At 69.7% G+C, this 24717-nt stretch carries 21 protein-coding genes and 1 tRNA gene; 7 read left to right on the forward strand and 15 right to left on the reverse strand.

Translation table 11 applies throughout. The features are described from left to right. Window positions 1-11: 11 nt before the first annotated feature. The gene (locus tag ACQPZF_RS06670) at window positions 12-353 is read right to left on the reverse strand and encodes a hypothetical protein (protein WP_433269336.1); all 342 of its coding nucleotides are present in this window, start codon (window positions 351-353) and stop codon (window positions 12-14) included. A 245-nt stretch (window positions 354-598) separates the two neighbouring features. Here ACQPZF_RS06670 and cspE point away from each other — a divergent pair, with 245 nt between their 5' ends. Further along, the gene (gene cspE / locus ACQPZF_RS06675; RefSeq protein ID WP_053717138.1) at window positions 599-805 is read left to right on the forward strand and encodes a transcription antiterminator/RNA stability regulator CspE; all 207 of its coding nucleotides are present in this window, start codon (window positions 599-601) and stop codon (window positions 803-805) included. Window positions 806-939: 134 nt separating this feature from the next. On the opposite strand, the gene ACQPZF_RS06680 is transcribed toward cspE, so the two are convergent. Further along, window positions 940-1326 (reverse strand): nuclear transport factor 2 family protein, encoded by a 387-nt coding sequence (locus ACQPZF_RS06680; RefSeq protein ID WP_433269338.1) that lies wholly within the window; start codon window positions 1324-1326, stop codon window positions 940-942. Between the two features lie 102 nt (window positions 1327-1428). Beyond that, window positions 1429-3138 (reverse strand): acyl-CoA dehydrogenase, encoded by a 1710-nt coding sequence (locus ACQPZF_RS06685; RefSeq protein WP_433269340.1) that lies wholly within the window; start codon window positions 3136-3138, stop codon window positions 1429-1431. A gap of 141 nt (window positions 3139-3279) precedes the next feature. On the opposite strand from ACQPZF_RS06685, the gene ACQPZF_RS06690 reads away from it, so the two are divergent. Then, entirely contained in the window at window positions 3280-4338 is a 1059-nt protein-coding gene (locus tag ACQPZF_RS06690; RefSeq protein WP_433269342.1) for a WD40/YVTN/BNR-like repeat-containing protein, read from the forward strand. A 6-nt stretch (window positions 4339-4344) separates the two neighbouring features. Continuing rightward, window positions 4345-4629, forward strand: a complete 285-nt coding sequence (locus tag ACQPZF_RS06695) for a MoaD/ThiS family protein (RefSeq protein WP_433269344.1) — start codon at window positions 4345-4347, stop codon at window positions 4627-4629. Between the two features lie 166 nt (window positions 4630-4795). On the opposite strand, the gene ACQPZF_RS06700 is transcribed toward ACQPZF_RS06695, so the two are convergent. From ACQPZF_RS06700 to ACQPZF_RS06735, 8 genes are all read right to left on the reverse strand, one after another. Further along, window positions 4796-5611 (reverse strand): SWIM zinc finger family protein, encoded by an 816-nt coding sequence (locus ACQPZF_RS06700; protein WP_433269346.1) that lies wholly within the window; start codon window positions 5609-5611, stop codon window positions 4796-4798. Between the two features lie 48 nt (window positions 5612-5659). Then, a complete protein-coding gene (locus tag ACQPZF_RS06705) occupies window positions 5660-8617 on the reverse strand; it encodes a DEAD/DEAH box helicase (protein ID WP_433269348.1) in 2958 nt (985 codons plus the stop codon). Window positions 8618-9031: 414 nt separating this feature from the next. Further along, window positions 9032-9304, reverse strand: a complete 273-nt coding sequence (locus ACQPZF_RS06710) for a GlsB/YeaQ/YmgE family stress response membrane protein (RefSeq protein WP_433269350.1) — start codon at window positions 9302-9304, stop codon at window positions 9032-9034. A 40-nt stretch (window positions 9305-9344) separates the two neighbouring features. Continuing rightward, window positions 9345-9875, reverse strand: a complete 531-nt coding sequence (locus tag ACQPZF_RS06715; protein ID WP_433269352.1) for a hypothetical protein — start codon at window positions 9873-9875, stop codon at window positions 9345-9347. Between the two features lie 72 nt (window positions 9876-9947). Further along, window positions 9948-11036, reverse strand: a complete 1089-nt coding sequence (locus tag ACQPZF_RS06720; protein WP_433274454.1) for a DNA cytosine methyltransferase — start codon at window positions 11034-11036, stop codon at window positions 9948-9950. A 14-nt stretch (window positions 11037-11050) separates the two neighbouring features. After that, window positions 11051-11437: a very short patch repair endonuclease gene (locus tag ACQPZF_RS06725; RefSeq protein ID WP_433274456.1), complete on the reverse strand. Its 387-nt coding sequence runs from the start codon at window positions 11435-11437 to the stop codon at window positions 11051-11053. A 53-nt stretch (window positions 11438-11490) separates the two neighbouring features. Continuing rightward, window positions 11491-12222 (reverse strand): hypothetical protein, encoded by a 732-nt coding sequence (locus tag ACQPZF_RS06730; RefSeq protein WP_433269354.1) that lies wholly within the window; start codon window positions 12220-12222, stop codon window positions 11491-11493. 113 nt (window positions 12223-12335) lie between these two features. Then, window positions 12336-13454 (reverse strand): DUF2786 domain-containing protein, encoded by a 1119-nt coding sequence (locus tag ACQPZF_RS06735; protein ID WP_433269356.1) that lies wholly within the window; start codon window positions 13452-13454, stop codon window positions 12336-12338. 71 nt (window positions 13455-13525) lie between these two features. Between ACQPZF_RS06735 and ACQPZF_RS06740 the strand changes: the two genes are divergently transcribed. Then, window positions 13526-14194 carry a hypothetical protein gene (locus ACQPZF_RS06740; RefSeq protein WP_433269358.1) on the forward strand — a complete coding sequence of 223 codons (669 nt, stop codon included), beginning with the start codon at window positions 13526-13528 and terminating at the stop codon, window positions 14192-14194. Between the two features lie 381 nt (window positions 14195-14575). Here ACQPZF_RS06740 and ACQPZF_RS06745 read toward each other — a convergent pair whose 3' ends face one another. Continuing rightward, window positions 14576-17545: a tetratricopeptide repeat protein gene (locus tag ACQPZF_RS06745; RefSeq protein WP_433269360.1), complete on the reverse strand. Its 2970-nt coding sequence runs from the start codon at window positions 17543-17545 to the stop codon at window positions 14576-14578. A 189-nt stretch (window positions 17546-17734) separates the two neighbouring features. Between ACQPZF_RS06745 and ACQPZF_RS06750 the strand changes: the two genes are divergently transcribed. Continuing rightward, complete coding sequence (locus tag ACQPZF_RS06750; protein ID WP_433269362.1) at window positions 17735-18925, forward strand: hypothetical protein; 1191 nt, start codon at window positions 17735-17737, stop codon at window positions 18923-18925. Then, window positions 18922-19269: a hypothetical protein gene (locus ACQPZF_RS06755; protein WP_433269364.1), complete on the forward strand. Its 348-nt coding sequence runs from the start codon at window positions 18922-18924 to the stop codon at window positions 19267-19269. Before ACQPZF_RS06750 ends, ACQPZF_RS06755 begins: the two co-directional genes overlap by 4 nt. Here ACQPZF_RS06755 and ACQPZF_RS06760 read toward each other — a convergent pair. Together ACQPZF_RS06760 and ACQPZF_RS06765 are read right to left on the reverse strand one after the other, a co-directional pair. Continuing rightward, a complete protein-coding gene (locus tag ACQPZF_RS06760; RefSeq protein ID WP_433269366.1) occupies window positions 19231-21324 on the reverse strand; it encodes an ATP-binding protein in 2094 nt (697 codons plus the stop codon). The genes ACQPZF_RS06755 and ACQPZF_RS06760 overlap by 39 nt on opposite strands. 253 nt (window positions 21325-21577) lie before the next feature. Then, window positions 21578-21650: transfer RNA gene (locus ACQPZF_RS06765), tRNA-Lys, on the reverse strand. A 222-nt stretch (window positions 21651-21872) separates the two neighbouring features. Here ACQPZF_RS06765 and ACQPZF_RS06770 point away from each other — a divergent pair. Further along, entirely contained in the window at window positions 21873-23066 is a 1194-nt protein-coding gene (locus ACQPZF_RS06770; protein ID WP_433269368.1) for a L,D-transpeptidase, read from the forward strand. On the opposite strand, the gene ACQPZF_RS06775 is transcribed toward ACQPZF_RS06770, so the two are convergent. Then, complete coding sequence (locus tag ACQPZF_RS06775) at window positions 23063-24691, reverse strand: ABC-F family ATP-binding cassette domain-containing protein (RefSeq protein WP_433269370.1); 1629 nt, start codon at window positions 24689-24691, stop codon at window positions 23063-23065. The genes ACQPZF_RS06770 and ACQPZF_RS06775 overlap by 4 nt on opposite strands. Window positions 24692-24717 lie beyond the last annotated feature (26 nt).

The following is a 24717-nucleotide window of genomic DNA, read 5'->3' on the forward strand; positions in this document are numbered from 1 at the left end:
ACCGGGTCCGGTCAGGTGAAGCTCACACCGCCCTGGATGTCGCCCGCCTGGAGAACGTTCCCGTGCACGGTGCCGGAGACCTGGTTGGTCACCCGGCCGGTCTGCGTCACGGCCGCCTGCTCGTGCGCCCGGCGCAGCTCCTCGCCGAACCGCGGGTCCGCCGCCTCCGCCCGGCCCAGGGCCTCGCCCAACGCGTGGACCTGCGCGGAGTCCGGCGGCGCGCCCTCGGCGGCGGTCAGCGCGGCGGTCGCCACGGGGTCGCCCGCGAACTTCACCCGGACGAGTTCGTACAGGCTCGCGACGGCTCGGGTGGCGAGCGACGCGGCGATGGACACCAGCACCGGCTCCGGCATGGCAGACCCCCTGTGATCGCTTCCTCGCCCACGGTATCAGTGCGACTCGCCGTATTCTGTTGCTCGACTGCCGGCGGTCTCTCATGGTTGACTGTCTTCGGTCGTACCTTTCTGTGTTCGTGTTCCACCACGCTCGCGGAACGGAGTTGCGGGCGCCGAACTTTCTCCGCCAGGAGGGGCCGTCGCCCTAGCTGACCCGGTGGTCGCAAGCGCGATCCGGCACCTGTTAGAGGAGAAGTAGCAAGATGGCAGTTCAGGGCACCGTCAAGTGGTTCAACGCGGAGAAGGGCTTCGGCTTCATCTCCCCGGACAACGGTGGCGCCGACGTGTTCGTGCACTACTCGGAGATCCAGAGCAACGGCTACCGCACCCTGGAAGAGAACCAGCGGGTGGAGTTCGAGATCGGCCAGGGCCAGAAGGGCCCGCAGGCGCAGACGGTCCGACCGCTCTGACCTAGTACCGGGTCACCGACCCGGAAGTCGAGCCGCCACCCCCGGGCCACGGGGGTGGCGGCTCTTCCCATCGCTACCCGGCCGACGCCGAGGGCTCGCACCGCTACCAGGCAGCGGGCCGGGGCGGTTGACCGCTACCCGGTCAGCGCCGGGGCGTGGGCATCGCCGTAGAGCCGCTTGCCGACCAGTCGCGCGCCGTCGAACAGGAAGAACGCGGTCATCCCCACCTGGAACCGCCGACCGGCGCGGGTGCCGTCGAGCGTCAGCTCCACGATCACCGCGTCGTCGGCGTGATGTAACTCGATCAGGTGACTTCGCTGGTCCGGGCACGCGGCGTGGGACCGTGCGTAGTACCCGGCGAACTCCGCGGGCCCGTCGAACACCTCGCCGGTGGCGACGACCTCGCAGCGCGGGTGGTCGAACGCGCCCACCGCCGCGGCGAACTCGTGCTCGTTCTCCGACTCCAGGTGCTCCAGCACGATCGCCTCGCGCAGCGCCCGCAGTGACTTGGACGCGGTCATGCGTCCCCTTCCCCTCGCCTCGGTGCCCGACCAAACACCCGGCGCGGGCCACCAGTCAAGACGGCACCCGGCTGACGGGCGCCGTCCCGACCCCGGCGTTCGCTAGGGGTTCATCTCGTAGGCGCCGGAGAGGGCCGCGACCCGGCCCCAGACCCGTTCGAAGCGGTCCCGGTCCACCACCGGCTTGCGGACCTGGCCCAACGCCCAGGCCTGCTGCGCCTCGGTGGAGGACGCCTTGCCGTGCAGCGCGACCGCGTAGCCGGAGAAGTCGCGGATCAGCACGTCGAAGACCTGGTCCAGCAGGTCGGCGTCCAGGCCGGTCAGCCGGGCCTGTTCGAGGATGAGCTGGCCGTAGACGACGAGCGTGAACAGGTGGCCGAGGTTGAGCAGGAAGTCCAGGTCCTTCTGCTGCTCGGCGTCCGGCGCGGCGGTGGTGAGCAGGGTGCGGATCGCCGCGGCCTGCTCGTGGAAGCGGGCGACGTTCGGGACGTGCGCGAACTCGCGGTACGCGGCCTCCCAGTCGTGGAACCTGATGTCGCCGAGCCCGCGCGCCGGGCCCTGCCGCCAGAAGAAGTCGTCGTCCTCGGCGTCGTGCCTGGTCGGGACCTCGGGGTAGGCGACGGGGTGGAACAGGTAGGCGGGCATGAACTTGAGCACCAGGGCCAGGTTCACGTGCACGGTGCCTTCGAGCTTGGGCAGCGCGCCGATGTCGCGGCCGGCCATCGCGAAGTAGGTGTCCTTCTCGAAGCCCTTCGCCGCGATGACGTCCCACAGCAGGTCGACCACCTGCTCGCCCTCGCTGGTGACCTTCATCTTGGTGATGGGGTTGAACAGCAGGTAGCGGCGGTCGTCGGGGGAGGCGGTGCGGAAGTAGTCCACGGCGCGGTCGGAGAACAGCTTCATCGCGGCCAGGCGGGCGTAGGCGTCCACGAAGTTCTGCCGGACGTGCGGGAAGTCGGTGACGCGCTTGCCGTAGAGGACGCGGTTGTGGGCGTGCGTGATGGCTTCGTAGAAGGCGTGCTCGGAGATGCCGATGGAGGCCGTGCACAGGTTGAACTTGCCCACGTTGACGGTGTTGAGGGCGGCGCTGAACGCGTCCTGGCCGGTGTGCAGGATGTCGTCCGCGGTCAGCGGGTAGTCCTCCAGGCGGAACTCGCTGACGAACATCTGGGAGTCCACGATGTTCTTGACCAGCTTGAAGTTCGGGTGGCGGCTCTCGACCGCGAAGAACACGTAGCCGTCGGGGCCCTCGATGTCGGCGCGGCGGCCGAAGACGGAGACCATGCCGGCGACGTTGCCGTTGCCGATGTAGTACTTGCCGCCGCTCGCCGTGAAGCCGCCGTCGTCGGTGGGCGTGAGGATCATGTCGGTGGAGTAGACGTCCGCGCCGTGCTCCTTCTCCGACAGGCCGAACGCGAACACCGCGCCGTCGTCGAGCAGGTCGGCGGCCCGTTTGCGGGCGAGGGCGTTGCCGCTCATCCAGATCGGGCCGAGGCCGAGCACCGTGACCTGCCACGTGTACCAGTACTGGAGGCCGTAGAAGCCGAGGATCTCGCTCAGGGCGGCGTTGCGGGCGGCGTCCCAGCGCTTGTCCGGGGCTCCGCCGGCTTCGGCGCGGGGCGTGCAGAACGTGGCGAAGAGCTTCTCGCGCCCGGCGAAGTCGAGGAACTCGGTGTACCAGACCCTGGCCTGGTCGTCCGCGATGAGACGGCGCTTGCCGCGGTTCTCGAACCAGTCGACGGTGGCTCGCAGCAGCCGCCTGCTCTCCGGGTCCAGGTGCGCGCCGTCGAAGTTGTGGGGATCGAACAACACCGGCCTACTCCCTTCGTCCGCAGCGCACGCTACCAGTCGGTAACTTATCCGGCTGATTCGCCGCGAGGGCGAAATTGTCGTACCCCGGGCGTAGCGTGCTCCACGTCACAGCGAAGGCTCAGTTCCTGCCCGGAGGCCGCCATGCACGTGCTCGCGATCGGCACCCGCAAGGGTTTGTGGCTCGCGACGAGTGAGGATCGCGAGTCGTGGGAGCTGCGCGGGCCGCACCACCCGATGGCGGAGGTGTACGCGGTCGCCATCGACCCGCGGGTGCCGCGCCTGCTGGTCGGCGTCGACAGCTCGCACTTCGGGCCCGGCGTGCTGAGCAGCCACGACCTCGGGGAGTCGTGGCAGGAGCCGGACCAGGCGCCCGTCGCGTTCCCGTCCGACGGGGCGGTGGAGCGCGTGTGGCAGTTGGCGCTGACCCCGGACCCGGAGGTCGTCTACGCGGGCACGCAGCCGTCCGCGCTGTTCCGTTCGGTCGACGGCGGCAAGTCGTTCTCGCTGGTGGAAGGCTTGTGGAACCACCCGCACCGGCCGGATTGGGGCGCCGGGTTCGGCGGTCAGGCCGTGCACACGGTGCTGCCCGACCCGCGCGACCCGCAGCGCCTGACGGTGGCGATGTCCACCGGCGGGGTGTACCGGACGTTCGACGGCGGCACGTCGTGGGAGGCGAGCAACCGGGGCATCGAGGCCTACTTCCTGCCCGACCCGTACCCGGAGTACGGCCAGTGCGTGCACAAGATCGCCGGCCACCCGACCACGCCGGACCGGCTGTACCTCCAGAACCACCACGGCGTGTACCGCTCGTCCGACGGCGGCGGGACGTGGGAGTCGATCGCGGAGGGCCTGCCGAGCGACTTCGGCTTCGCGATGGTCGTGCACCCGCACAGACCGGAAGTGATCTACAACTTCCCGCTCGCGGCCGACAGCAACCGGTTCCCGCCGAACGGCGACTGCGCCGTCTACCGGTCGCCCGACGGCGGCGCCACGTGGACCGCGCTGCGCACCGGCCTGCCGAGCGGCTTCTGGACGGCGGTGATGCGCGACGCGATGTGCGTGGACACCGCGACCCCGGCCGGCGTGTACTTCGGGTCGAGGTCGGGAGAGGTGTACGCGAGCGCCGACGAGGGCGAGAGCTGGTACCGGGTGGCCGAACACCTGCCGGACGTCCTGTGCGTGCGCGCGGCGGAGGTGTAGGCCGAGATGCGCGTTGTGGTGCTGCTGCCCGGCGTCCTGAGGCCCACCGCCGAGGACAGGCCGAAGCTGGAACTGGACGTCGAGGAACCGGCCACCCTCGGCGACGCACTAGACCTCTTAGCCGCCCGCTACCCCCAGCTCGACCGCCGCCTACGCGACGAGCGGTCAACCCTGCGCCGCTACGTGAACTTCTACGTCGACGGCGAAGAATGCCGCCGCCTCGACGGCCCGAACACCCGCCTACACCCCAACACGGAAATCCAAATCCTGCCCTCAGTAGCAGGCGGCTGACCCACGCCCGATCGCCGCTTGACCACGCCCGCCACTGCCGCGGTCTGACCACACCCTTTGCCGCGCTCTGCCCACGCCGCTGCCGCGGTCTGACCGCGACGAGGCCCGACCTGTGCCGACAGGTGATCGGAAGCCCCCTGGTCGGTGGTCGGGCCAAGGCCGCGGACTAGGACTCGGCGATCCTCCGGTAGAGCGGTCGCAGGTCGTCGGTGACCGAGCGCCCCAGCACCGTCAGCGGGTCGAGTTGGTCCAGGATCGCGTCCGGCCGTCGGGCGACCGGCTCCTCCGGCTCGGGCACGGCCGGCGTCTTGGGGCGCAGCCAGAACGTGTCGAGCTGGTCCTCCAGCCGGGGCACGGAGTCCTCGCGCGACTCGTCGGCCGGGATCGGGTCGCGCAGTTCCCGCAACCGGTCCAGCAGATCCTCACGGGACCGCCCGCGCCACGCCAGGATCTCGAACGGGTCGGTGTCGAACGACTCGGCGAGCAGGTAGCAGGTCGCCGCCAAGTGCTTGCAGGGCACCTCCCAGTCCGGGCACGTGCAGTCCATGGACATCTCGCGCAACGTCTCCGGGAACAACGCCAACCCGAGTTCGGCGAACACGTCCTCGATCTCCGGCGGCATCTCGCCCGCCAGCAGCTTCGCCGCGAACACCGCCCGATCGGCCAACGCGTGCTCGATCCGGCGCCAGTCGTCGTCACTGAACTTCCGCACCCCGACCCGAGCCCGGTAAGGCTCCGGCCGCGACCCGGCCACCAACGCCACGACCAGGCTGGTGGACAGCGACAGGCTCATCACCTGCCCACTGCGGGCGTACGTCCGCCCGCGCGCCAGCCGACCACCCATGCCGAACGACTCCAGCACCTCGATGAACCGCCGCGACCACCACGTCCGGGCGATGTCACCGCGCTTGCTGCGCAACGTCAGGCCGCCCTCGACCCGGACAGGCCGCGACGGCGGACGTTCTCCGTGCCAGTCGCTCATGCGCACCCCACCAGCGGTCCATGGCGGGTTACCGCGTCGTCTTGCCCTTCACTCACCGACGGCCTCCCCGGACAGGGCGAACAGGTCCCGCAGCTCACCTGTGGACAGCTCGGTCAGCCACTCCTCGCCCGCGCCGACCACCAGTTGCGCCAGCCCGCGCTTCTCCTCGATCATCCGGTCGATGCGCTCCTCCACCGTGCCGACGCACACGAACTTGCGCACCTGCACGTGGTTGCGCTGGCCGATGCGGAACGCGCGGTCGGTCGCCTGGTCCTCCACCGCCGGGTTCCACCAGCGGTCCAGGTGGATGACGTGGTTCGCGGCGGTCAGGTTCAGGCCGGTGCCGCCGGCTTTCAGCGACAGCACGAAGATCGACGGCCCGTCGTCGGACTGGAAGCGGCGCACCATCTCGTCGCGCGCCTTCTTGGTCGTGCCGCCGTGCAGGAACAGCACCTCGGTGTCGAAGCGCGCGGCCAGGTGCGGCACGACCAGCCCGCCGAACCCGGTGAACTGCGTGAAGCACAGCGCCTTGTCGCCGTCGGCCAGCGCCTCGTCCAGGATCTCCTCCAAGCGCGCCACCTTGCCCGACCGCCCGGCGACCCGTGAGCCGTCGCCCAGCAGTTGCGCCGGGTGGTTGCACACCTGCTTGAGCTTCGACATCGTCGCCAGCACCAGACCCTTGCGCTTGATGCCCTCCGACTCGGCGATCCGCGCGAACATGTCGTCGATCACCGCCTGGTACAGCGACGCCTGCTCGGCGGTGAGCGTGCAGAGCTGCTTGACCTCGATCTTCTCCGGCAGATCGGTGATGATCCGCGGATCGGTCTTCAACCGGCGCAGCACGAACGGCCTGGTGATCCGCCGCAGCCGCACGGCGGCGTCCTCGTCGTGGTGCCGTTCGATGGGCACGGCGAACCGCGCGCGGAACGTGTTGACCGTCCCGAGCACACCGGGGTTGACGAAGTCCATGATCGACCACAGCTCCGCCAGCCGGTTCTCCACCGGCGTCCCGGTCAACGCCACCCGGTGCCGAGCGGACAACGCCCGCACCGCACGCGACTGCCGCGTGGCGCTGTTCTTGACGTTCTGCGCCTCGTCCAGCACCACCCGATCCCAGCCGACCTCGGCCAGGGCGTCGACATCCCGCGTCGCCACGGCATACGTGGTGATCACCAGGTCGTGCCCCCGCCCAAGCCCGACCGCCGACCGCTCGCCCCCGTGGTGCACGTGCACCCGGAGCCCCGGCGCGAACCGCGCCGCCTCGCGCTGCCAGTTGCCCACCACGGACATCGGACAGATCAGCAACGTCGGCGGCCGGACCTCGTGCTGCCGCGCGTACGCCTCCAACGCCAGCAGTTGGACGGTCTTGCCCAGCCCCATGTCGTCGGCGAGACACGCACCCAACCCGAGCCGGTCCAGGAACACCAGCCACGACAGCCCGCGGACCTGGTAGGGCCGCAGCGTCGCGGTCAACCCGGCAGGCGGCTCGACCGGTTCGAGCTGGTGCTCGACCTCGCCGGACAGCAGGTCGCCCAGCCAGCCCTCGCCACGCACCGCGTTGAGCGGCAACGGCAGGTCGGCGTCCTCCGGCCCCAACCCCGAGTGCAGCAGCACCTGCGCGGCGGACATCTGACCACCACCGCGGGCGAGGAACGCCAAGCCTTCGGCCAGCCGCTTCCGGTCGACGTGCACCCACTGCCCGCGCAGCCGCACCAGCGGCGCCTTGGCCTTGGCCAAGGAGGACAGCTCGGCCTCGGTCAGCCGCTCGTCGCCCAGCGCGAGCTCCCAGCGGTAGTCCACCAGCACCTTCAGGCCCAGCTCGCTCTCCTTGGCGACGACCCCGGCCGTGCCCCGGCCGGCCGCGGTGAGCGTGAGCCCGAGCTGCCGGGGCTGCCGCCACCACGACGGCAGCAGCACACCGAACCCGGCCTGCGCCAACAGCGACGCGTGGGTGAGGAACTCGTACGCCCCGCCGACGTCGAGCACCATCCCGGTCGGCTTCTGCTCGGCCAACGCGCGGTCGAGCGCCGGGTAGAGCCGACTGGCCCGCCCGAGATCCCCGAGCAGCACCTCCTGCGGCCGGGACACCCACCTCCGCAACACGGCCTCCCGCCGCCGCCAGACCTGCGCGGCGGTCACCAGGACACTCGGCTCGTCAACGGCCTGGAGCAGGAACTCCAGCCGCCACCCGTCGTCGCCAGGACCACCCTGTTCCGGTGAACTCAACCGGAAACACGTGCGCACCCGGTCGCCACGCGCATCACCGGCACCCCACTCGGCCACCTCCGCCCGCAGTCGGCCGACCTCGGCCGGATCGGCCGTGAAGTCCGGAGACCCGGCCAACGCGGCGAGCCACCGCCCGACCGTGCCACGGCCGCCAGTGCGGAACCCCTTGAGCCGACGCCGTACCTCGGCGTCCACCAGGGAGTCGAGCACAGGGTGGAGCACGTCCTCCGCACCTTCGGCGGCGCGGAACGCGGGCGGCATCCCGGCCCGGAGACCGGCGTGCCGCAACGCGTCCACCCCGGACAGCGCGGCCCGCCACCGAGCCGCGGCCCGATGCCCGTCCACCGCCGGCACCACACGCCCACGTGCCACCAGGTCCTTGGCGAACGCCACCACGTCACGGAGGTACTTGGCGGACGCGCCGAACCGACAGTCCGGCAGGTCGGACGGCGGCTCCCCGTCCACCCAGACCACCGGCACCAGCCAACTGCGCAACCGCACCGCACCACGCCGCGACGGCGCCGCGGCCAGCGGATCCCGGACGAGTTCCGGAGACCCGACCGGTCCGGAGGCATAGGACGGCAACCGCACCGCCACGGTGCCGACCGCCGAGCCCGCGGCACCTCCGACGAGCCCGGCAAGGGGCCCGCCGTCGAGCGCGAACGGATGCTCCACCGTGGCTCGCGAAAGCCGCCCCGCCACCCGCGCGGGCAACCGCGAGTCCTCGGCCCACACCGCCAACCGACCTTCGGCCGTGCAGAGGCCGTGCAGCACCAACACGGACACGACTCTATGCGTGACCTGCGCAGCCGACCCGGCAGGGCACAGTCGCGCTCGGCAGCCCAGACCGCCCTGCGGCGGATTCTGTTGTGTCACGCGCCATCGCGGCGCGGCCGGACTCGGACCGGCGGTGGTTCGCTTCGCCCAACACGACCTGACCCTGGCCCAACGACCCGACTCTGGCCCCACACGGCCTGACCCTGGCGCAGCCGACCGGACCGGATCTGGACCGGATCGGACCGTGGCGGGGCGGACCGAACCGGACAAGACCGAAACGGGTCGGGCTGGAGCGGGCAGAGCTGGAGCGGGCAGGGCTGGACCTGGCTTGGCCGGGTCCAGCCGGTCAGGCACTGGCTGGCTGTGGCTGTGGGTCTCGTGTCGTCAGGGTTGGCTGTGAAGAGTGGGTCGAGGGGCCTACTGGTGCTGACGGATCTTCGAGCGGCCGGAGAGGATGGCTACGCCGACGCCTGCGAGGCCTACCTGTAGGGCCAACTCGATCCAGTCGATGCCGCCCGTGTCGGACACCCCGATGACCGAGGCGGCGAAGGTGCCGACCAGGGCCGCCGCGATGCCGACCAGCATGGTCATCAGCAGTGAGATCCGCTGCTTGCCCGGCACGACGAGTCGTCCCAGGCCGCCGGTGAGCACGCCGATGAACAGGGCCGAGATGATGCCGGTGATCTCCACTTGAGGTCCCCTCTTCGCTGCTACGCGTTCACCATGAGCATCACTCCTCACCTGCCTCGTCCGAATCAGGCTTGCCCCTGAACTCGCCCTGATGCCGACCCTGAACTCCCAGCAGGTGCGCGGCCTCCGGGGACAGCGGCCGGCCCGCGATGTCCGGATCGCAGCCCACCCTGGCGAGGCGGGAGCGGATGGAGGTGGCGGAGCGCTCCAACTGTTTGGCGATGGCTCGGATCAGGTCGGTGGTCGGCGTGCCCGGTGGGGCGGCCAGCCAAGTGGCGCGTAGATCCTCGTCCAGGTCTCCGGTCCAGGGCAGGTTGGCGTTGGCCGGGCGGTGGCGGCCGGACTTCGGTGGTGGAGCGCCGAGTTTGCCCAGGGCGTCGAGGACCTGGCTCAGGAGTTTGCCCACGGGGCCGCCGGCGTCCGCCGGCAGGCGGAGATTGCCTTCCGCCACGAGGGCGCCGGACGTGTCCGTGCCGGCCACTTCCAGGAACAGTTCCGGGTCGGCCGAGGCCCGCAGGCGGTAGGTCGTGGGGCCGATCCGGGTTTCGGTTTCGTACGTGGTTGTCGTCATGGTGATGACGGTAGAGCACGGGTACGACAATTCTGGGTGTTGGCTGGTCAGAGGCCGTTCTGGTGCGCGGGTTCAGGGGCAGAGGGGGCACTTCGGGGCGGTGCGGGCCGCGCCCGTCAGGTACGGCTTGAGGTGCTCTGCGATGGCCCTGGCCAGGGACGGCGGGACGGCGTTGCCGATCTGCCTGGCCACCTCGATCTTCGTGCCGCACCACTCGAAGTCGTCCGGGAAGCTCTGGAGGCGGGCGGCTTCCAGGTGGGTGATGGGGCGGTCGACGCGGTGGCCGTGCTCGCCCGGTTCCCACTGCGGGTGCAGGTACTGGCCCTTCTCGGGCTTGTAGAACTCGGTGCGGATGGTCAGGGACGGCTCGTCCCAGCGCATCCGGCCCATCACGTCCGTCGTGCCGGTCTTCTTCTCCCGCCAGCAGCGCGGCAGCAGGGCGTCGGGCAGGTCGAACCGGCCGCCGCCGGGCGGGATGTGGCGGTAGCGCTCCACCGACAGCGGGGTCGGGTTGCGGCCGATGTGCAGGTCCGGGCTCTTGTGCCGGCCGGGCAGGGTGGTGCCGAAGAACTCCACCGTCGACTTGGGCAGCGCCGTGGTCGCGGGGACTTCCGGCAGACCGGTCAGCACGTCGCGGACGGTGTGCCGGCGTTCGCGCGGGTGGGTCGGCGTCGGCAGCGGGATGGGGCCGATGCGGGAGCCGATCACGATCGCGCGCCGCCTGCGTTGCGGCACACCGAAGTCCGCGGCGAGCAGGATGCCCGCGCTCAGTTCGTAGCCCTCGGTCTCGGCTTGGAGCAAGGCGAACTCGGTCGAGGACAGGAACCGGTCGACGTTCTCGATCACGAACACCTTCGGCCGTGCCTTGCGCACGAACCGCAGGTACTCGCGCCACAGCGAGTTGCGCGGGTCGTTGACGTCCCGCGAGCCCAGGTTCGAGAACCCCTGGCACGGCGGGCCGCCCACGATCACGTCGGCCTCGGGGATCTTCCCGTCCGGGATCGCGGCGATGTCGGACCAGAACGTGTGGTCCTCGCCGAAGTTCGCCGCGTAGGTCGCCGCCGCGTGCAGGTCCCACTCGACCGCCATGACCGGCCGATACCCGCCCGCCGACGTGAACCCGGAGGTCATGCCGCCACAGCCGGCGAACAGGTCGATCATGGACAGCACGTCGGTCAGGCTAGCCCACCGCGCCGCGCCAACACCGTCTCCCGCACCCGACTCGCCGCCGAGGCCGGGTCCTCGTGCTCCCAGACCCGCACGGCGAGCCAGCCCGCCTCCGCCAGCACCTGGTCGGTGTTGGCGTCGCGCGCCTGGTTCGTCTCGATCTTGGTGCGCCAGAAGTCGCCGTTGCGCTTCGGCCACGTGCCGTGTTCCGGGCACCCGTGCCAGAAGCAGCCGTCCACGAACACCGCCACCTTCGCGGGCCCGAACACGACATCCGCCTCCCGGCGGACCGCACGAACCGGCCGCTGGTGCACCCGGTAGCGCAGGCCGAGCCGATGCAGCTCCCGGCGCAGCGCGATCTCGATCTCCGTGTCGCGCGAGCGCTGCTTGCTCATCCTGGCGCGGACGTCGTCCGTGGTCTCCAGCTTCGCCACCGCGCCATGATGGCTCACTCCGGGTACAGCACCGCGCGCAGCCTCCCCACGGCCCGGTCGAGCTGACGCCGCGCCGGCAACGCGACCGCGCCGACCTGCTCGGTCTCCGTGATCCCCAGGTCGTGGAAGAAGAACGGCGGCATGGCGTGGACGAGCAGATCCGCGGACCGCTGCGGCCCGCCACGCGGGTTGAGGATGAGCCTTTCCACCCAGGCGTCGACCTCGAACACCACGTCCGCCAACGGGTGCACGCGCACGTCCAGCCCGTGCTGGCGTAAGTGGGCCACCACGAAGGTGTCACGCAGGAAGGCTTTGAAGTCGGCGACCACCTTGTGGTGCATGGCGATGCGGGCCACCGACTTGTCGGCGCGGGCGTCGGCGATCGCCTCCTTCGCAGGGGTCCAGAGCATGGCGCGCGTCTTGTCGTCCGCCTCGCAGAACTGCCGGAACTCGTCCCAGCCGGGTAATCGGCCCAGGGTCTCGACCACGTGGTGGGCGACGTGGGTGAACGCGAACTCGGGCCGCCAGTCGCGGATGTCGAGGATGTCCGGGGGTGGGCCGGTCTCCGGTGCGCTACGGCAGGCGACCGCCACGTCCTGCGGTGTCACGCGGTGGATCGCGTCGGCTTCGTGGGCCATCACGTGCTCCACGACCTGGTCGCGTCTGCTGTACCAGCCGTTGAAGCGGAATCGGGTCTCTTGGGTGACGTTGAAGATCTTGCGGACGTCCATGGCTGTCGTGGTCATGACGGAGAGGTTACGGACGGGCACCGACAGTTCTTGGAAGTCGCAGGTCAGACCGCCTAGATGATCTCATCGTCGTGGCCCCGGACGTGCGCCGAGCCGGACGCGCCGTGGTCCTAGGGGCGATCGATGTCCAGGTCGGCTCGGTCAGCCGCAACGCGGCCGGCGTCCCAGCCCGCGGCACTGCGGATTGGGGTGGACTTGCTGGTGGTGCGGGTGAAGAGCGTGGTGAAGAGGTCGTCTACCGCGCGTTTCCGGTCGGCCAGCACTGGTAGCAGGCGGTCGTCGGCGGTGGGGGTGTTGGCTGCTTTCAGGCGTTCGCCGATGCGGTGGGCGTAGGAGAGCAGGAACGACTTCCGGTAGGCCAGGGTGCGGGCTTCGGAGCCTTTGCGGGCTCCGTCGCCGGCCGCGACCATGGCTCGGGTCGCCTGGATGAGCAGGGAGGCGGACAGGAGTTCCACGATCTCCAGGTCCAGTTCCTCGCCCACCAGCGCCACGAAGCCGAGGTCGTAGACGACCGCACGGCAGCGGTTGGCGTCCGCTACCACGTGCACCACGTGGGCCTTGCCGTCGAAGTAGCGCTTGTCCAGCCACAGACGACGGGACGTGGTGGTGGGGGCCTCGGACGGCATGCGTTCCAGGGCGTGGCGGGTGACCAGTTCCTGCGCCTTCGCCGACAGGGCCTCGGCTTCCTCCGGGAACGGGGTCGACTCGGCCTTCGCCAGGAGGGACCGCACGCGCTTGAGGATCTTCGGGTCCACGCTGTGGTGGGTGATCCCGGCCAGCGGCGTGCCGGGGCGGGGGACGATGGTGGGCAGGCCGGGGAGTGCCATCAGGCTGCTCAACAGGGTTACGGCCACGGCTACGGCGTCGTCCGGGAGTTCGATGTGCTTCGTCGCCCACTGGGCCAGGTGAGGTTCGGACTCGTCCCACCAGACGGTCGCGTCGATCTCCGTCAACTGCTCGGTCCAGCGTGGGTGCAGCGACTGGTAGCGCGAGGTCTTGCGGGCCAGTGCGTCCACCAGGAACGAGAGTGCGCGCTCGTCGTCGTTGCGCCTGACGACCTCGTACAGGTCGTAAGGCAGCCATCCGTGGTTCCACAGGTGGTCCAGTGTCTCGTCCAGAACGGCCTGTACGGCACTGTCCACTTCGGTCGGCGTCAGGCCCGCGGTGCGTGGCAGTGGGGCACGGCGGTTCGCCGCGGCCCGTCGGATCGCCTCGCGCAGGGTGTCCACGATGGGTGATTCTGCCTCGTGCCGTGGTGTCGCTGCGGTCGGAGTGGCGTGGGACGTGCCAGCCTCGCGCGGTGAGCCGGAAGACGCAGCGCCCCAAGCGGCGGCCGATCGTGGTGGTGCAACGTCCATTGGGGACGCCGCTGAGTCCGGTGCAGCGTCAGGTCGTGGACCGGTGTCGTGCGTTGCCGCAGTTGACTGATCCGTTGGACGCCGAGCTGGTGGTGAGCAGCGCGGTGGCCGACGTGGTCACCGACGAGGAGTTCTGGGCGGGGATCATCGAGCACGCGGTGTCGTTGCCGAGTCGGCGCAACGACCGGTTGCTGCGCGTGCTGGCGGCGATGCTCACGGGGAGGCCGCGGGAGTGGGCGTCCGACGCGGTGTGTCCGGCGGGGCCCGCGCTGGACGTCGGTGGTTCGTGGATCTGCGACCGTTCGATCGACGCCGGGTATCTGGCGTTGATCTGCGTGTACCGGTTCGTGGACGAGCACGCGATGGTGTTCCTGATCGACGAGCTGTCCGGCGGGATGGTGCGTAAGGCGTTCGTCACGCGGGACGTGGACGTCGCGCGTCGGCGGCTGGCCGAGCAGGGGCCGTTGAACGAGATCGGGGCGGAGGCGGCGCACTGGCTGCTGGCCAAGTCCTACGACCGCCTGGACCGCACGCCCGAGGTTCGGGTGGACTCGGAGGTGCGGCGCACCCGGCTGCTGGCCGGCCGCAGGATCGCGCTCGCGTTCGGCTGACACCCGCGAGTACCGTGGCGGGCGACTAGGAGTCGCCCGCCGTGTGTGCCTATGTGCGGACGCGGACGCACGTGGCTTACTGAGCCTTCATCGGAGCTCCGGCTCCAGCGGTTTTATAAATGATGGTTGGCCATGCGTTGGCGGTTGGAGCGGCGAAGGTAGACACGCCGAGCACGAGCGCCAGCGTAAGCACGGCCGTCAGTAAGCGGGGTCGATACACGCCCTCATCATTCCATACCCACCAAGAATCGAAGATCTCGGGGGGTCTTCTACACATGGTTCGGTGTCCCCCGCAGGTGGTACCCGTCTACCGCCTGTGAAGGGGTTAGGGGCCCTGATCGTGTGACTGATCCCGATGGTAGAGTGAGCGCGAGGGGTTGATCACCTTGGCGTCACCTCCTTCGATGGCGAACTGCTCAATCTCACGTCCGGGTCACGAGGGTCCGGAATCGTGCGCGAGGACTCTCGGAGTTCCGTCAAATGCTTCTCGATCAGTGCGCCTTCCAAGCTTCCTGTGCCGCCTAACAGTGCCACCGCCTCAATCCAATTGCGCTCGGCGGCCGCGAAATCGTCTACCGCCACCAGTGCGTGTCCGATCATGTGCAGGGCACGGGCGTGGTCTTTGGCCGTCCCGGCGTCCGCACACAATTCGATGGCGCGTTCCGCGCAGTTGATCGTTTCTTCGAATTGCCCGAGGTCGTAGTGCGTCTCGGCCTTGGCGACCAGTGCTTCGATCGTCCTGGACCGGTCGCCGCTCGCCTGGCTCACCGCCAGCGCCGCCTCCAGTCGACCGAGCGCTTCCTCGTTCTCGCCGTGCTCGTGCAGCAGGCTGCCAATCTTCGTCAGCGTGGTGCCTTGCCCGCGCAGGTTGCCGATTCGCTTCCAGATCGCAAGGGCCGATGTGTAGAACTCCAGCGCCGAATCGTCGCGTTCCATCCGTCGGTGCGCCAGTCCCAGTTGCCCCAGTGTGGCGGCTTCCAAGCTGGGCACACCCAAGCTCCTTGCGGAATCCAGTGCGTTGTGCAGGAGTCCGACGGCTCGGAGGATCTCGCCACGTTCCAAGTGGACATTGGCCAGGTTGTTGACGTCGATCGCCGCCATCTCCGTCAGGTTCAGTTCGCGGGCGATCGCCAGCGACTGCTCGAATGCCTGTGCCGCCTCGTCGTACTGGCGAAGTCGGAAGTGGACGGTTCCGGTGTCCGCCAACGTGCCTGCCTGCGCCTCTCTGTCACGGAGCACCATGGCCGCCTTCAACGCGGCGCGCTGGCACGTCAACAGGTCCTCGTAGTAGCCGAGACGGTCGAAGATCTCGTGCACGTTGGCCGCCAGCCGCCAGGCGTGCTCGGGGAAACCGTGGCTCACGGCTCGGGGTACGGCGGCGACCAGGTTCGCGCGTTCGCGTGTGAACCAGTCGAGCGCCTCCTGATCGGCGGCGAACGGGTCGACGGCCGGCAAGCCTTCCAGCGGCGGCACGGGCGAGAGGTCCGGGTTCAGGCGTTGACAGGCTGCGGTTGCGGTAGCCAGGTAGTGGTTGAGCAGCCGAGTGAGGGCGGTTTTCCCCGCGCCCAGGGAATTCTCGTAGCGGACCAGGTCGACGGCGTAGCCGTGTAGAAGGTCGTGCAGGCGGAATCGGCGCATTGCCCCGTACTGGAGGAGATTGGCCTTCGTGAGGGTGCTCAGGTGGCTGGTCGTGGTGCTGACCGGTTCGCCGAGGAGCGCGCTCGCCGCCTCCGGGCCGAATTCCGTGGTGAAGTGCAGACCGAGCAGGCGGAACATCCGTGCGGCGTCCGCGGGGAGTTCGCGGTAGGACCACGAGAACGCGGCGGACAGGGTGGCGTTCTCGTCGTCGCTGTCGTCCGACGACCCCAGGATGCCCAGGCCCTCAGGGCCCTTGAAGTCCTCCACAAGATCCGCGACGGCGATCTCCGGGCGCAGGGCCACGTGCTGCGCGACGATCTTGAGCGCCAACGGGTGGCCGTTGGAGCGACCGGCCAGCTCGTTCACTGCGGCGGGGTCGTCATCGGCCCGGTCTGCTCCGATCACGTCGCGCAGAAGGGACTCGGACTCGGTCGCGGACAGCGGCGGCACGTGGATCACGTGCGCGTCGTCGTGCACCGGCAGCGCGAACGGCCGGGTGCGGCTGGTGATGATGGTGAAGCACGCCGCGGTGGCGTCGAGGATCGGGCGGACCTGGTTGCTGTCGCTCGCGTTGTCCAACAAGACCAGCACGGCTTGGCCGTCGAGCACGCGGCGGAGCTTGGCCCGGCGTTCCTGCCCGGTCACCGGAACCGGTCCGGCGTCCAATTTCGCGAGCAGGATCCCCAACGCGTCGTCCGGGGCTAGCGGGTTGCCGGGGCCGAAGCCCTGGAGGTCGAGCACGAGTTGGCCGTCCGGGAACCGGTCGACGTGCCGGTGCGCCCAGCGGACGGCCAGCCTGGTCTTCCCGATGCCGGGCATCCCGTGCAGCGCGACGACTTGCCCGTGCAGGCCCGATTCGAGCACCTCGTCCATCCGCGCGAGGAGGTCCGCCCGGCCTGCGAACCTCTTGATGTCTCTCGGCAGGTCACGCGGTGGCGACCGGCGTGGTGCGGGCTCGGCGGGGGCGGTGCCCGCCTGCTTGCGCAGGATGTCCTGGTAGACGCCCCGCAGCTCCGGGCCCGGCTCGGCGCCGGTCTCGTCGAACAGGTGTGCGCAGAACCGGGCGTGGAATTCCAGTGCGCGGGCGTATCTGCCCAATCCATCGAGTGATTGGATGTAGAGGCGGGCGAAGTTCTCGTCCAGCTCGTGCTCGCGGGCGAGTCGGCCGGCCTCGCCCATTACCTCGACGTGCTCGCGCAGGTGCAGTCGACTGTCCAGCAGGGCGTGCTGTGCGGGCACCCGGTCGAAGGTCTCCATCTGGTCGCGACAATGGTCCGCCCACGGACCGTCGAGTTCCTGGAGTGGCCGGCCCTGCCAGAGGTCCAGAGCTTCCCGGAGCAATGCTTTTGCCCGTTGGTGATCATTTTGCGCGGCTGCCGCACGCCCTTTTTCCGCCAATATGCGGAAACGGTGGTAGTCGACCAGTTCCGCGGCGAGCTCCAGTCGATAGGCATCGCCGTCCTTGTGTATCCGGCCCTCTGAACCTGACCTGGCCAGGACGCCCCGCAAGCGGCTGATCAGCGGTTGGAGCTTGCCGCGCACCTCGGTGGGCGTGCTACCCCGCCACAGTGTCTGTGCGATTCGGTCGACCGGTACGGGCGTGCCTGTGTAGTACAGCAGCAATGCGAGGACGCCCCGTTGCTTGGCTGAACCGAGGTCGAGGTCATTCCCGTCGATGTGTAATCTGGTTTTCCCGAGGATCTTGAATTCCACCAGCGCCTCCCTTCACCGGCGGGCGCCACGGAAACACAGTGTGAGGTAACCGGTCAAGGTTCCGCAGCATACTTGCGCGTATTGCTCCAATCTGAGTACGACCGCCCGGCGATCGGCGGTGCAAGCGAACTGCAAGTTCACCGGCAAACCCGGATCGGACCCTTGGCGCAGCCAAGGGGAGGGGACTGCATGACGAACGCCGAATGGTTGAGGGTGCCGATCGGGATCGATGCGCCGCGGTGGGTCACCAGGGGGCAGTGCCGGCAGGTGCTGGCGGTGGTCCACACCGTCGCCAGCGGGCAGCGGTTGCTGGAGGCAGTGGAGGTGATCGAGTCCGATACGAGGGTTCAGGTCACGTTCTGTCAGGCTCCGGACACCTTTTCCACGGGTGTGGCGGAGTTTCTCCGGTCTACCCGCGGGGTGGTCCTGCCGTGGGAGCAGGCGATCCGGGAGCGGTTCGATCTCGCGTTGGCCGCGTCGTATGGATCTCTGCACCGGGTACACGCGCCGATGCTCGTGATGCCGCACGGAGCCGGCTACGGGAAGTCGGTATCCGTTGCCGGGCCACCGCAGGTGTACGGGTTGGACGCGCAGCGGTTGCTGCACAACGGGGAGGTGTTGGCGGCGGCGTTGGTGTTGTCGCATGAGAACCAGCGTGAGGTGTTGCGGCGGCAGTGCCCGGAGGCGTTGGACGTTGCGGTGGTGGCAGGCGATCCCTGCTACGACCGGATGGTGGTGAGCCTGCCTCGGCGTGCCGACTACCGGTCGGCGTTGGGCGTGAAGGCGGAGGAGCGGCTGTTGGTCGTCACGTCCACGTGGGGGTTGGACTCGTTGTTCGCCCGGTTCGAAGACCTGTTGCCCCGTCTGTTGGAAGAACTCACGGAGTTGGGGTTCCGGGTGGCGACGATGTTGCACCCGGCGGGCTGGTTCGCACACGGGCCAAGGCAGATCGACGCGTGGCTGGCCGATTGCGCGGACGCGGGGCTGATCGTGATCCGACCTGAGGTGGACTGGCGGGCGGCTGTCATCGCGGCTGACCACGTCATCGCCGACCACGGTTCGGTCGGGGTGTACGCGGCGGCGATCGGCACGCCGGTGGTCCTCGCCGGCCCGCCGATGAGCGCGGTGCTCGGGGACGGGTCGGCGCAGGAGTTGCTGCGTCGGACCGCCCCCCGGCTGGAGTTCGACCGGCCGGTGATCGAGCAGTTGGACGTCGCGTCCCGGAACGCCGTGGGATTGGCCGACCGGATCCGTGACTGCCTCACCTCGTGTCCGGGACGGTCCGGAGCCGAGTTGCGGCGGGCCATGTACCGGCTGCTCGACCTGCCGGAACCCGGCCGGCATCGGGCGTTGACGACGGTTCCGGTGGTGGCGTTGTGAGGTATTCCACGCTGGCCGACGTGTTGGTCGAGTCGACTGTGGACGAAGAGGCGTTGCGGTGTTCGTTGCGACGCAACCCGTACGGGGCGCTCGCGGTCGGAGTGTTCGAGGACAGGATCGTGGCGCTGACGGCAGACGGGGAGTCCGTGGCGTTCGAAGCCGAATATTCCGAATGCCTTGCGGCGGAGGGAGTGTGGCGGTCGGTGGTCGGCGCGCTGCACACGTGGCGGGTGGCGCGGCTCGACCTCGCGATGCTGCGTCGTCACGGGCTGCTGTTGTGGTGCGCACGGCACCGTGCGGAACTGTCACCCTGCGGGCGGCTCACGCCCGCGCAGCCGCGCTGAGATCTCGTCCACGCGCCGGGAACCCAGCTTGGTCAGCAGGTCCAGCGCGTGCCGCCAGTGCTCGGCGGCACGCGCCGGATCGTCCGCCGATTCGGCCAGCACCTCGTGCGCCTCCGCCGCACCCCGATCCGAGCGGAGCGCCTGCATGTCCGCCAGCGCTTGCGCGCCGATACGGGTGGCTCCTGCCCTGTTGCCGGATTTGAGCTGCAGGCGGGCTTCGGCGACCGTGACACGGGCCCGGTTGTACGGGTCCGGCTCGGCCAGGCTGTCGAGGAGTGTCGCGGCCTCACGCAATGCCGCCAGGCCATCCGTGACGCGCCCTGCTCGGCTGAGCGCGTCGGCGAGGTGGATCAGAGTGAGGCCCAGGCTGCGGACCGCGGCCAATTCGCGGTTGATCCGCGCCAGTTCCTCGAGTTCGTCCAATGCTTCCCGGAGTCGTCCCTGATCCAGGTGCAGCAGCGCCAGCATCTCCTGCGCGTCCGCCGCGCCACGCCGGTCGCCGGCCTTCGTGGCGCACGCCATGGAGGCGGTCAGGTGCTCCTCGGCCTCGGCAAGCCTGCCCAACGTCGTGCAGGCCATGCCCTGACGTCTCAGCATGACCGCTTCCGCGACCGGGTTGCCCCAGCGGCGTGCGGCCGTGATGCCCCGATCGTTGATCTCCAGACGATCACGGTAGTGCTTGTGGTGCAACAACAACGGCCACATGACATCGGCTAGCTGCCAAGCCAGGGCGGGCCAGTCGCGGTCCAGCGCGACCCTGCCCGCGGCGATCAGGTTCGGCCGTTCGGCTTCCAACCACGCCAGGGCCTCGGTGCGGTCCAGCGTGGGGAGGTGGGCGGGCTCGGCCGTGAACACGTACGGCAGGCGGCCCCGGTAGGGCGTGACGGCGAGGTCCGCAACCTGTGCGGCGGCCAGGTACCACTCCAGCATCCTGCGCAGTGCAAGGGCCCGTTCGTCGGCGTCGGCCTGATCGCGGGCGTGCAGCCGGACGAGATCGTGGAAGCGGTATCTGTCTTCGTGGACCTCTTCCAAGAGGCTGCCCTCCACCAACTCCTCTAGGACGTCCGGGGTGGCGTCTTCGAGGACCGAAACCGCGACCGATGGGCCGAAGTCCTGGCCCGGGTGCAGTGCCAGGCGTCGGTAGAGCGTGGCGGCCGTGGGGCGTAGGGCGCGATAGGAGAGGTCGAACGTGCTGCGCACGGACAGCTCCGGTGACGTCGAAAGCACGGCGAGCCGGCCGCGTTCGTCGTTCAGCTCGGCGACTACCCGTTCCACAGACCACCTGGGGCGGGCGACCAGGCGCGCGGCGGCTATCCGGAGCGCGATCGGCAGGCCGCCGCACATCGAGGCCAACGTGCTGGCCGGGGCGTGTTCCCGGGCGACGCGGGTGCCGCCGACGGCGAGGTCGAGGAGTCGGATGGCCGACGTGACGCCGAGCGGACCGACATCCACCAGCCGGGCGCCCTCCGTGACGAGACCGGCGAGCCGGCTACGGCTGGTGACGATGACGGCGCTGCCGCGCGAGGCGGGCAGCAGCGGGCGGACCTGGGCGGCGGACAGGGCGTTGTCCAGCACCACCAACAGGTTCCGGTCGGCTGTCAGCGACCGGTACAGCGCGGCCTGCTCGACCAGCCCGGCGGGCACGCGCTCCGGCGGCACACCCAGACCGCGCAGGAACAGTCCCAGCGCCTCACCGGGTGTGACGGGCTCCTCGCCGCTGAAGCCCGCGAGGTCCACGTAAAGCTGGCCGTCGGTGAATCGGTGCCGGTACGCCCAGTGCAGGGCGAGCGCCGTCTTGCCGACGCCGCCCGGACCACACAGCACGGCGAGCATTCGCCCGTCTTGGCGGAAAATGCCGTCGAGTTCGGACAATTCGTCCACGCGACCGGTGAAATGGGCCGGCGCGGCGGGCAACTGGCGCGGGGCGGGCGTTTGCGGCACCGTGTGATGGAAGTGGATATCGCCGTGGACTTCGCCCGCCTGCACCGCGCCGCCGACCACGGAACCGCACAGCACATTGTGCCGCTCGGTGCCCCCACCGCTACCGGCCGTCATGCGGTCCCCTCCCCGCTGTGCCAAGACGACCGTACGGTACGCAGCACCGGACAACGGCCGGGTCCGCCGGAATGGGGGGCAAGAACCACCCGTGCCGTGCAGCGGAGGGGCCGAGATCGACACGGTGCGTTCGCGGTCGGCACCGATGGCGTCCCACTTGGTGGACCGCGGCGCGGCGTGTTCGGTTCGGGAGGGCGAACGACCGGGAATGCAAAAACCAGGCCGGTGGAAATACCGGCCCGGTTCTGGGAAGTGCGCCGCCAGGGACTCGAACCCCGAACCCGCTGATTAAGAGTCAGCTGCTCTGCCAGTTGAGCTAGCGGCGCTTGTGGACTGTCTTGCTCCGTCCGACGTGGAGAACATTAGCACAGCGTCCTACGCGGCTCCCAATCACCTGGTCAGGACCGGTGCGCGACGCTGTCCCAGGGGGAACTTCGCGTGGGTAACGATCCGGCATCTCGGGCAACATCGTCAACCCTTTGGGCGTCACCTTGTAGTGGGACACCAATGGGGTTTGGTGTCCCTGGTGACGTGAAGCGGAGGCGCGGATGTCGATCAGCCGGGGGGCGCGGAGAGCGCTGGGGGTCGTCGCGATCGGGTTGGTTGCGGTGTTGGTCACAAGTTGTTCGTCCAGTGGCGCGTCCGAGGGGGCATCCACGCTCGAAACCACTACCTCTTCCACGCCGCCGCCCAAGCCCGTGACGTTGAGCACCGGGCCCGCGGACCAGGCGGTGGACGTCGCGCCGGGAGTGCCCGTGGTCGCGACCGCCGCCGACGGCAAGATCACGCAGGTCGCGCTGACCAACGCCGACGGCAAGGCCGTCGCCGGGCAGGTCACGCCGGACGGCCTCCAGTGGACCAACAGCGAAGCCCTCGGCTACGCCAAGACCTACACGCTGGCGGTGACCGGGACGGGTGCGGACGGGAAGCCCGTCACCAAGACGTCGACCTTCACCACGGTGAAGCCGCGCACGCTGACGTTCCTCTCGGTCAACCCGATGGACGGCACCACGGTCGGCATCGGCCAGCCGCTGGCCTTCTACTTCGACGAGCCGATCGCCGACAAGGCCGCCGCCGAGGCGATGATCTCCATCACCACCGAGCCCAAGGTCGAGGGCGCTTTCTACTGGTTCGACGAGAAGCAGGTGCACTGGCGTCCGCAGAACTACTGGGCGGCCGGCACCAAGATCACCATCAACGCCAAGATCTACGGCAAGCACCTCGGCAACGGCATCTACGGCGAGGAGGACCGCCTGATCAACACCACGATCGGGGACGCGGTCGTCCACGAGGCCGACGGCGGCACGCACCAGGTCGTCACCAAGATCAACGGTGAGGTCGCCCGCACCATGCCGACCTCCATGGGCAACGCCGCGAATCCCACTCCCACGGGCACCTACGTGCTCATGGAGAAGCACGACCACATGGTCATGGACTCGCGCACGTACGGCCTGGCGCTCGACGCCGGCGGCTACGTCACGCCCGTCGACTGGGCCACCCGCATGTCCAACGGCGGCATCTTCTTCCACAGCGCCCCGTGGTCGGTGGGCGACCAGGGCCGGCGCAACGTCAGCCACGGCTGCCTGAACCTGTCGCCGGAGAACGCGAAGTGGGTCTTCGACCTCTCCAAGCCGGGCGACATCGTGGTCGTCACCAACTCCGGCGGCCCGCCCCTGGAGTCCTGGGACGGGTTCGGCGACTGGCAGGTGCCCTGGGAAGAGTGGGTCAAGGGCAACCGCTAGAGGTCTTTCACGCGACCCGCCGCCACTTCCAGGCGGCGGGTCGTGCGCACGGTGTCGAGCATCCGGCGGTCGTGGGTCACCAGGAGCACGGTGCCGGGGTAGGCGTCCAGGGCGGACTCCAGTTGTTCGATCGCCGGCAGGTCCAGGTGGTTCGTGGGCTCGTCCAGCACCAGCAGGTTGACGCCCTTCGCCTGGAGCAGCGCCAGGGCCGCCCTGGTGCGTTCGCCGGGGGACAGGGAGGCCGCCGGGCGCAGGACGTGCGCCGCCTTGAGGCCGAACTTGGCCAGCAGGGTCCGTGCTTCGGCCGGCGGCAGGTCGGGCACGGTGGCGCCGAACGCGTCCAGCAACGCCTCGTCGCCCAGGAACAGGCCGCGTGCCTGGTCGATCTCGCCCACGACCACGCCGGGGCCCAGCGACGCCGTGCCCGAGGTCGGCGGCACCCGCCCCAGCAGGGCCGCCAGGAGGGTCGACTTGCCGGCGCCGTTGGCCCCGGTGATGGCCACCCGGTCCGCCCAGTCGATCTGCAGGTCCACCGGGCCGAGGGTGAACGTCCCCCTGGTCACCACGGCGGCCCGCAGCACGGCCACGACGGCTCCGGCGCGGGGGGCCGCGGCGATTTCCATCCGCAGTTCCCATTCCTTGCGGGGTTCCTCGACCACGTCCAGGCGTTCGATGAGGCGTTCGGTCTGCCGTGCCTTCGAGGCCTGCTTCTCGGTCGCCTCGGTGCGGAATTTGCGGCCCGCCTTGTCGTTGTCGCCCGCTTTGCGGCGGGCGTTCTTCACGCCCTTCTCCATCCACGCCCGTTGCGCCCTGGCGCGGTCTTCCAATGCCGAACGGGTGTTGGCGTACTCGTCGTAGTCCTCCCGGGCGTGGCGGCGGGCGATTTCCCGTTCCTCCAGGTACGACTCGTAGCCGCCGCCGTAGCTGCGCACCTGCTGCTGCACCAGGTCGAGCTCCACCACCCTGGTCACCGTGCGGGCCAGGAACTCGCGGTCGTGGGAGACCACGACCGTCCCGGCGCGCAGGCCGGTCACGAACGCCTCCAGGCGGGCCAGGCCGTCCAGGTCCAGGTCGTTCGTCGGCTCGTCGAGCAGGAAGACGTCGTAGCGGCTGAGCAGGAGGGACGCCATGCCGGCGCGGGCCGCCTGGCCGCCCGACAGGGACGTCATGAGCTGGTCCAGGTCAACCGACAGCCCCAGGTCCGCCGCCACCTCCTCGGCACGTTCGGGCAGGTCGGCGCCGCCCAACGCCAGCCAGCGCTCCAGCGCGTCGGAGTAGCCGTCGTCGGCGCCGGTGGCCAGCGCCTCGGTCGCGCGGTCGAGTTCGGCCTGGGCCGCCGCCACGCCCGTGCGGCGGGCCAGGAAGTCGCGCACGGTCTCGCCGGGGCGGCGGTCCGGCTCCTGCGGCAGGTGGCCCACGGTGGCCGTCACGGGGGAGAGGCGGATCACACCCTCCTCGGCCGGGAGCAGGCCCGCGAGGGTGCGCAGCAGAGTCGACTTCCCGGCCCCGTTCGCGCCGACCAGCCCGACGACGTCGCCGGGCGCGACCACCAGGTCCAAACCCGAGAACAGGACCCGGTCGCCATGTCCGGCCGCCAGGTCTTTCGCGACGAGTGTGGCGCTCACGGCAAACTCCCGAAGTGACGGAAAAC

The sequence above is a fragment of the Actinosynnema sp. CS-041913 genome (assembly GCF_050942485.1).
GTDB lineage: Bacteria > Actinomycetota > Actinomycetes > Mycobacteriales > Pseudonocardiaceae > Actinosynnema.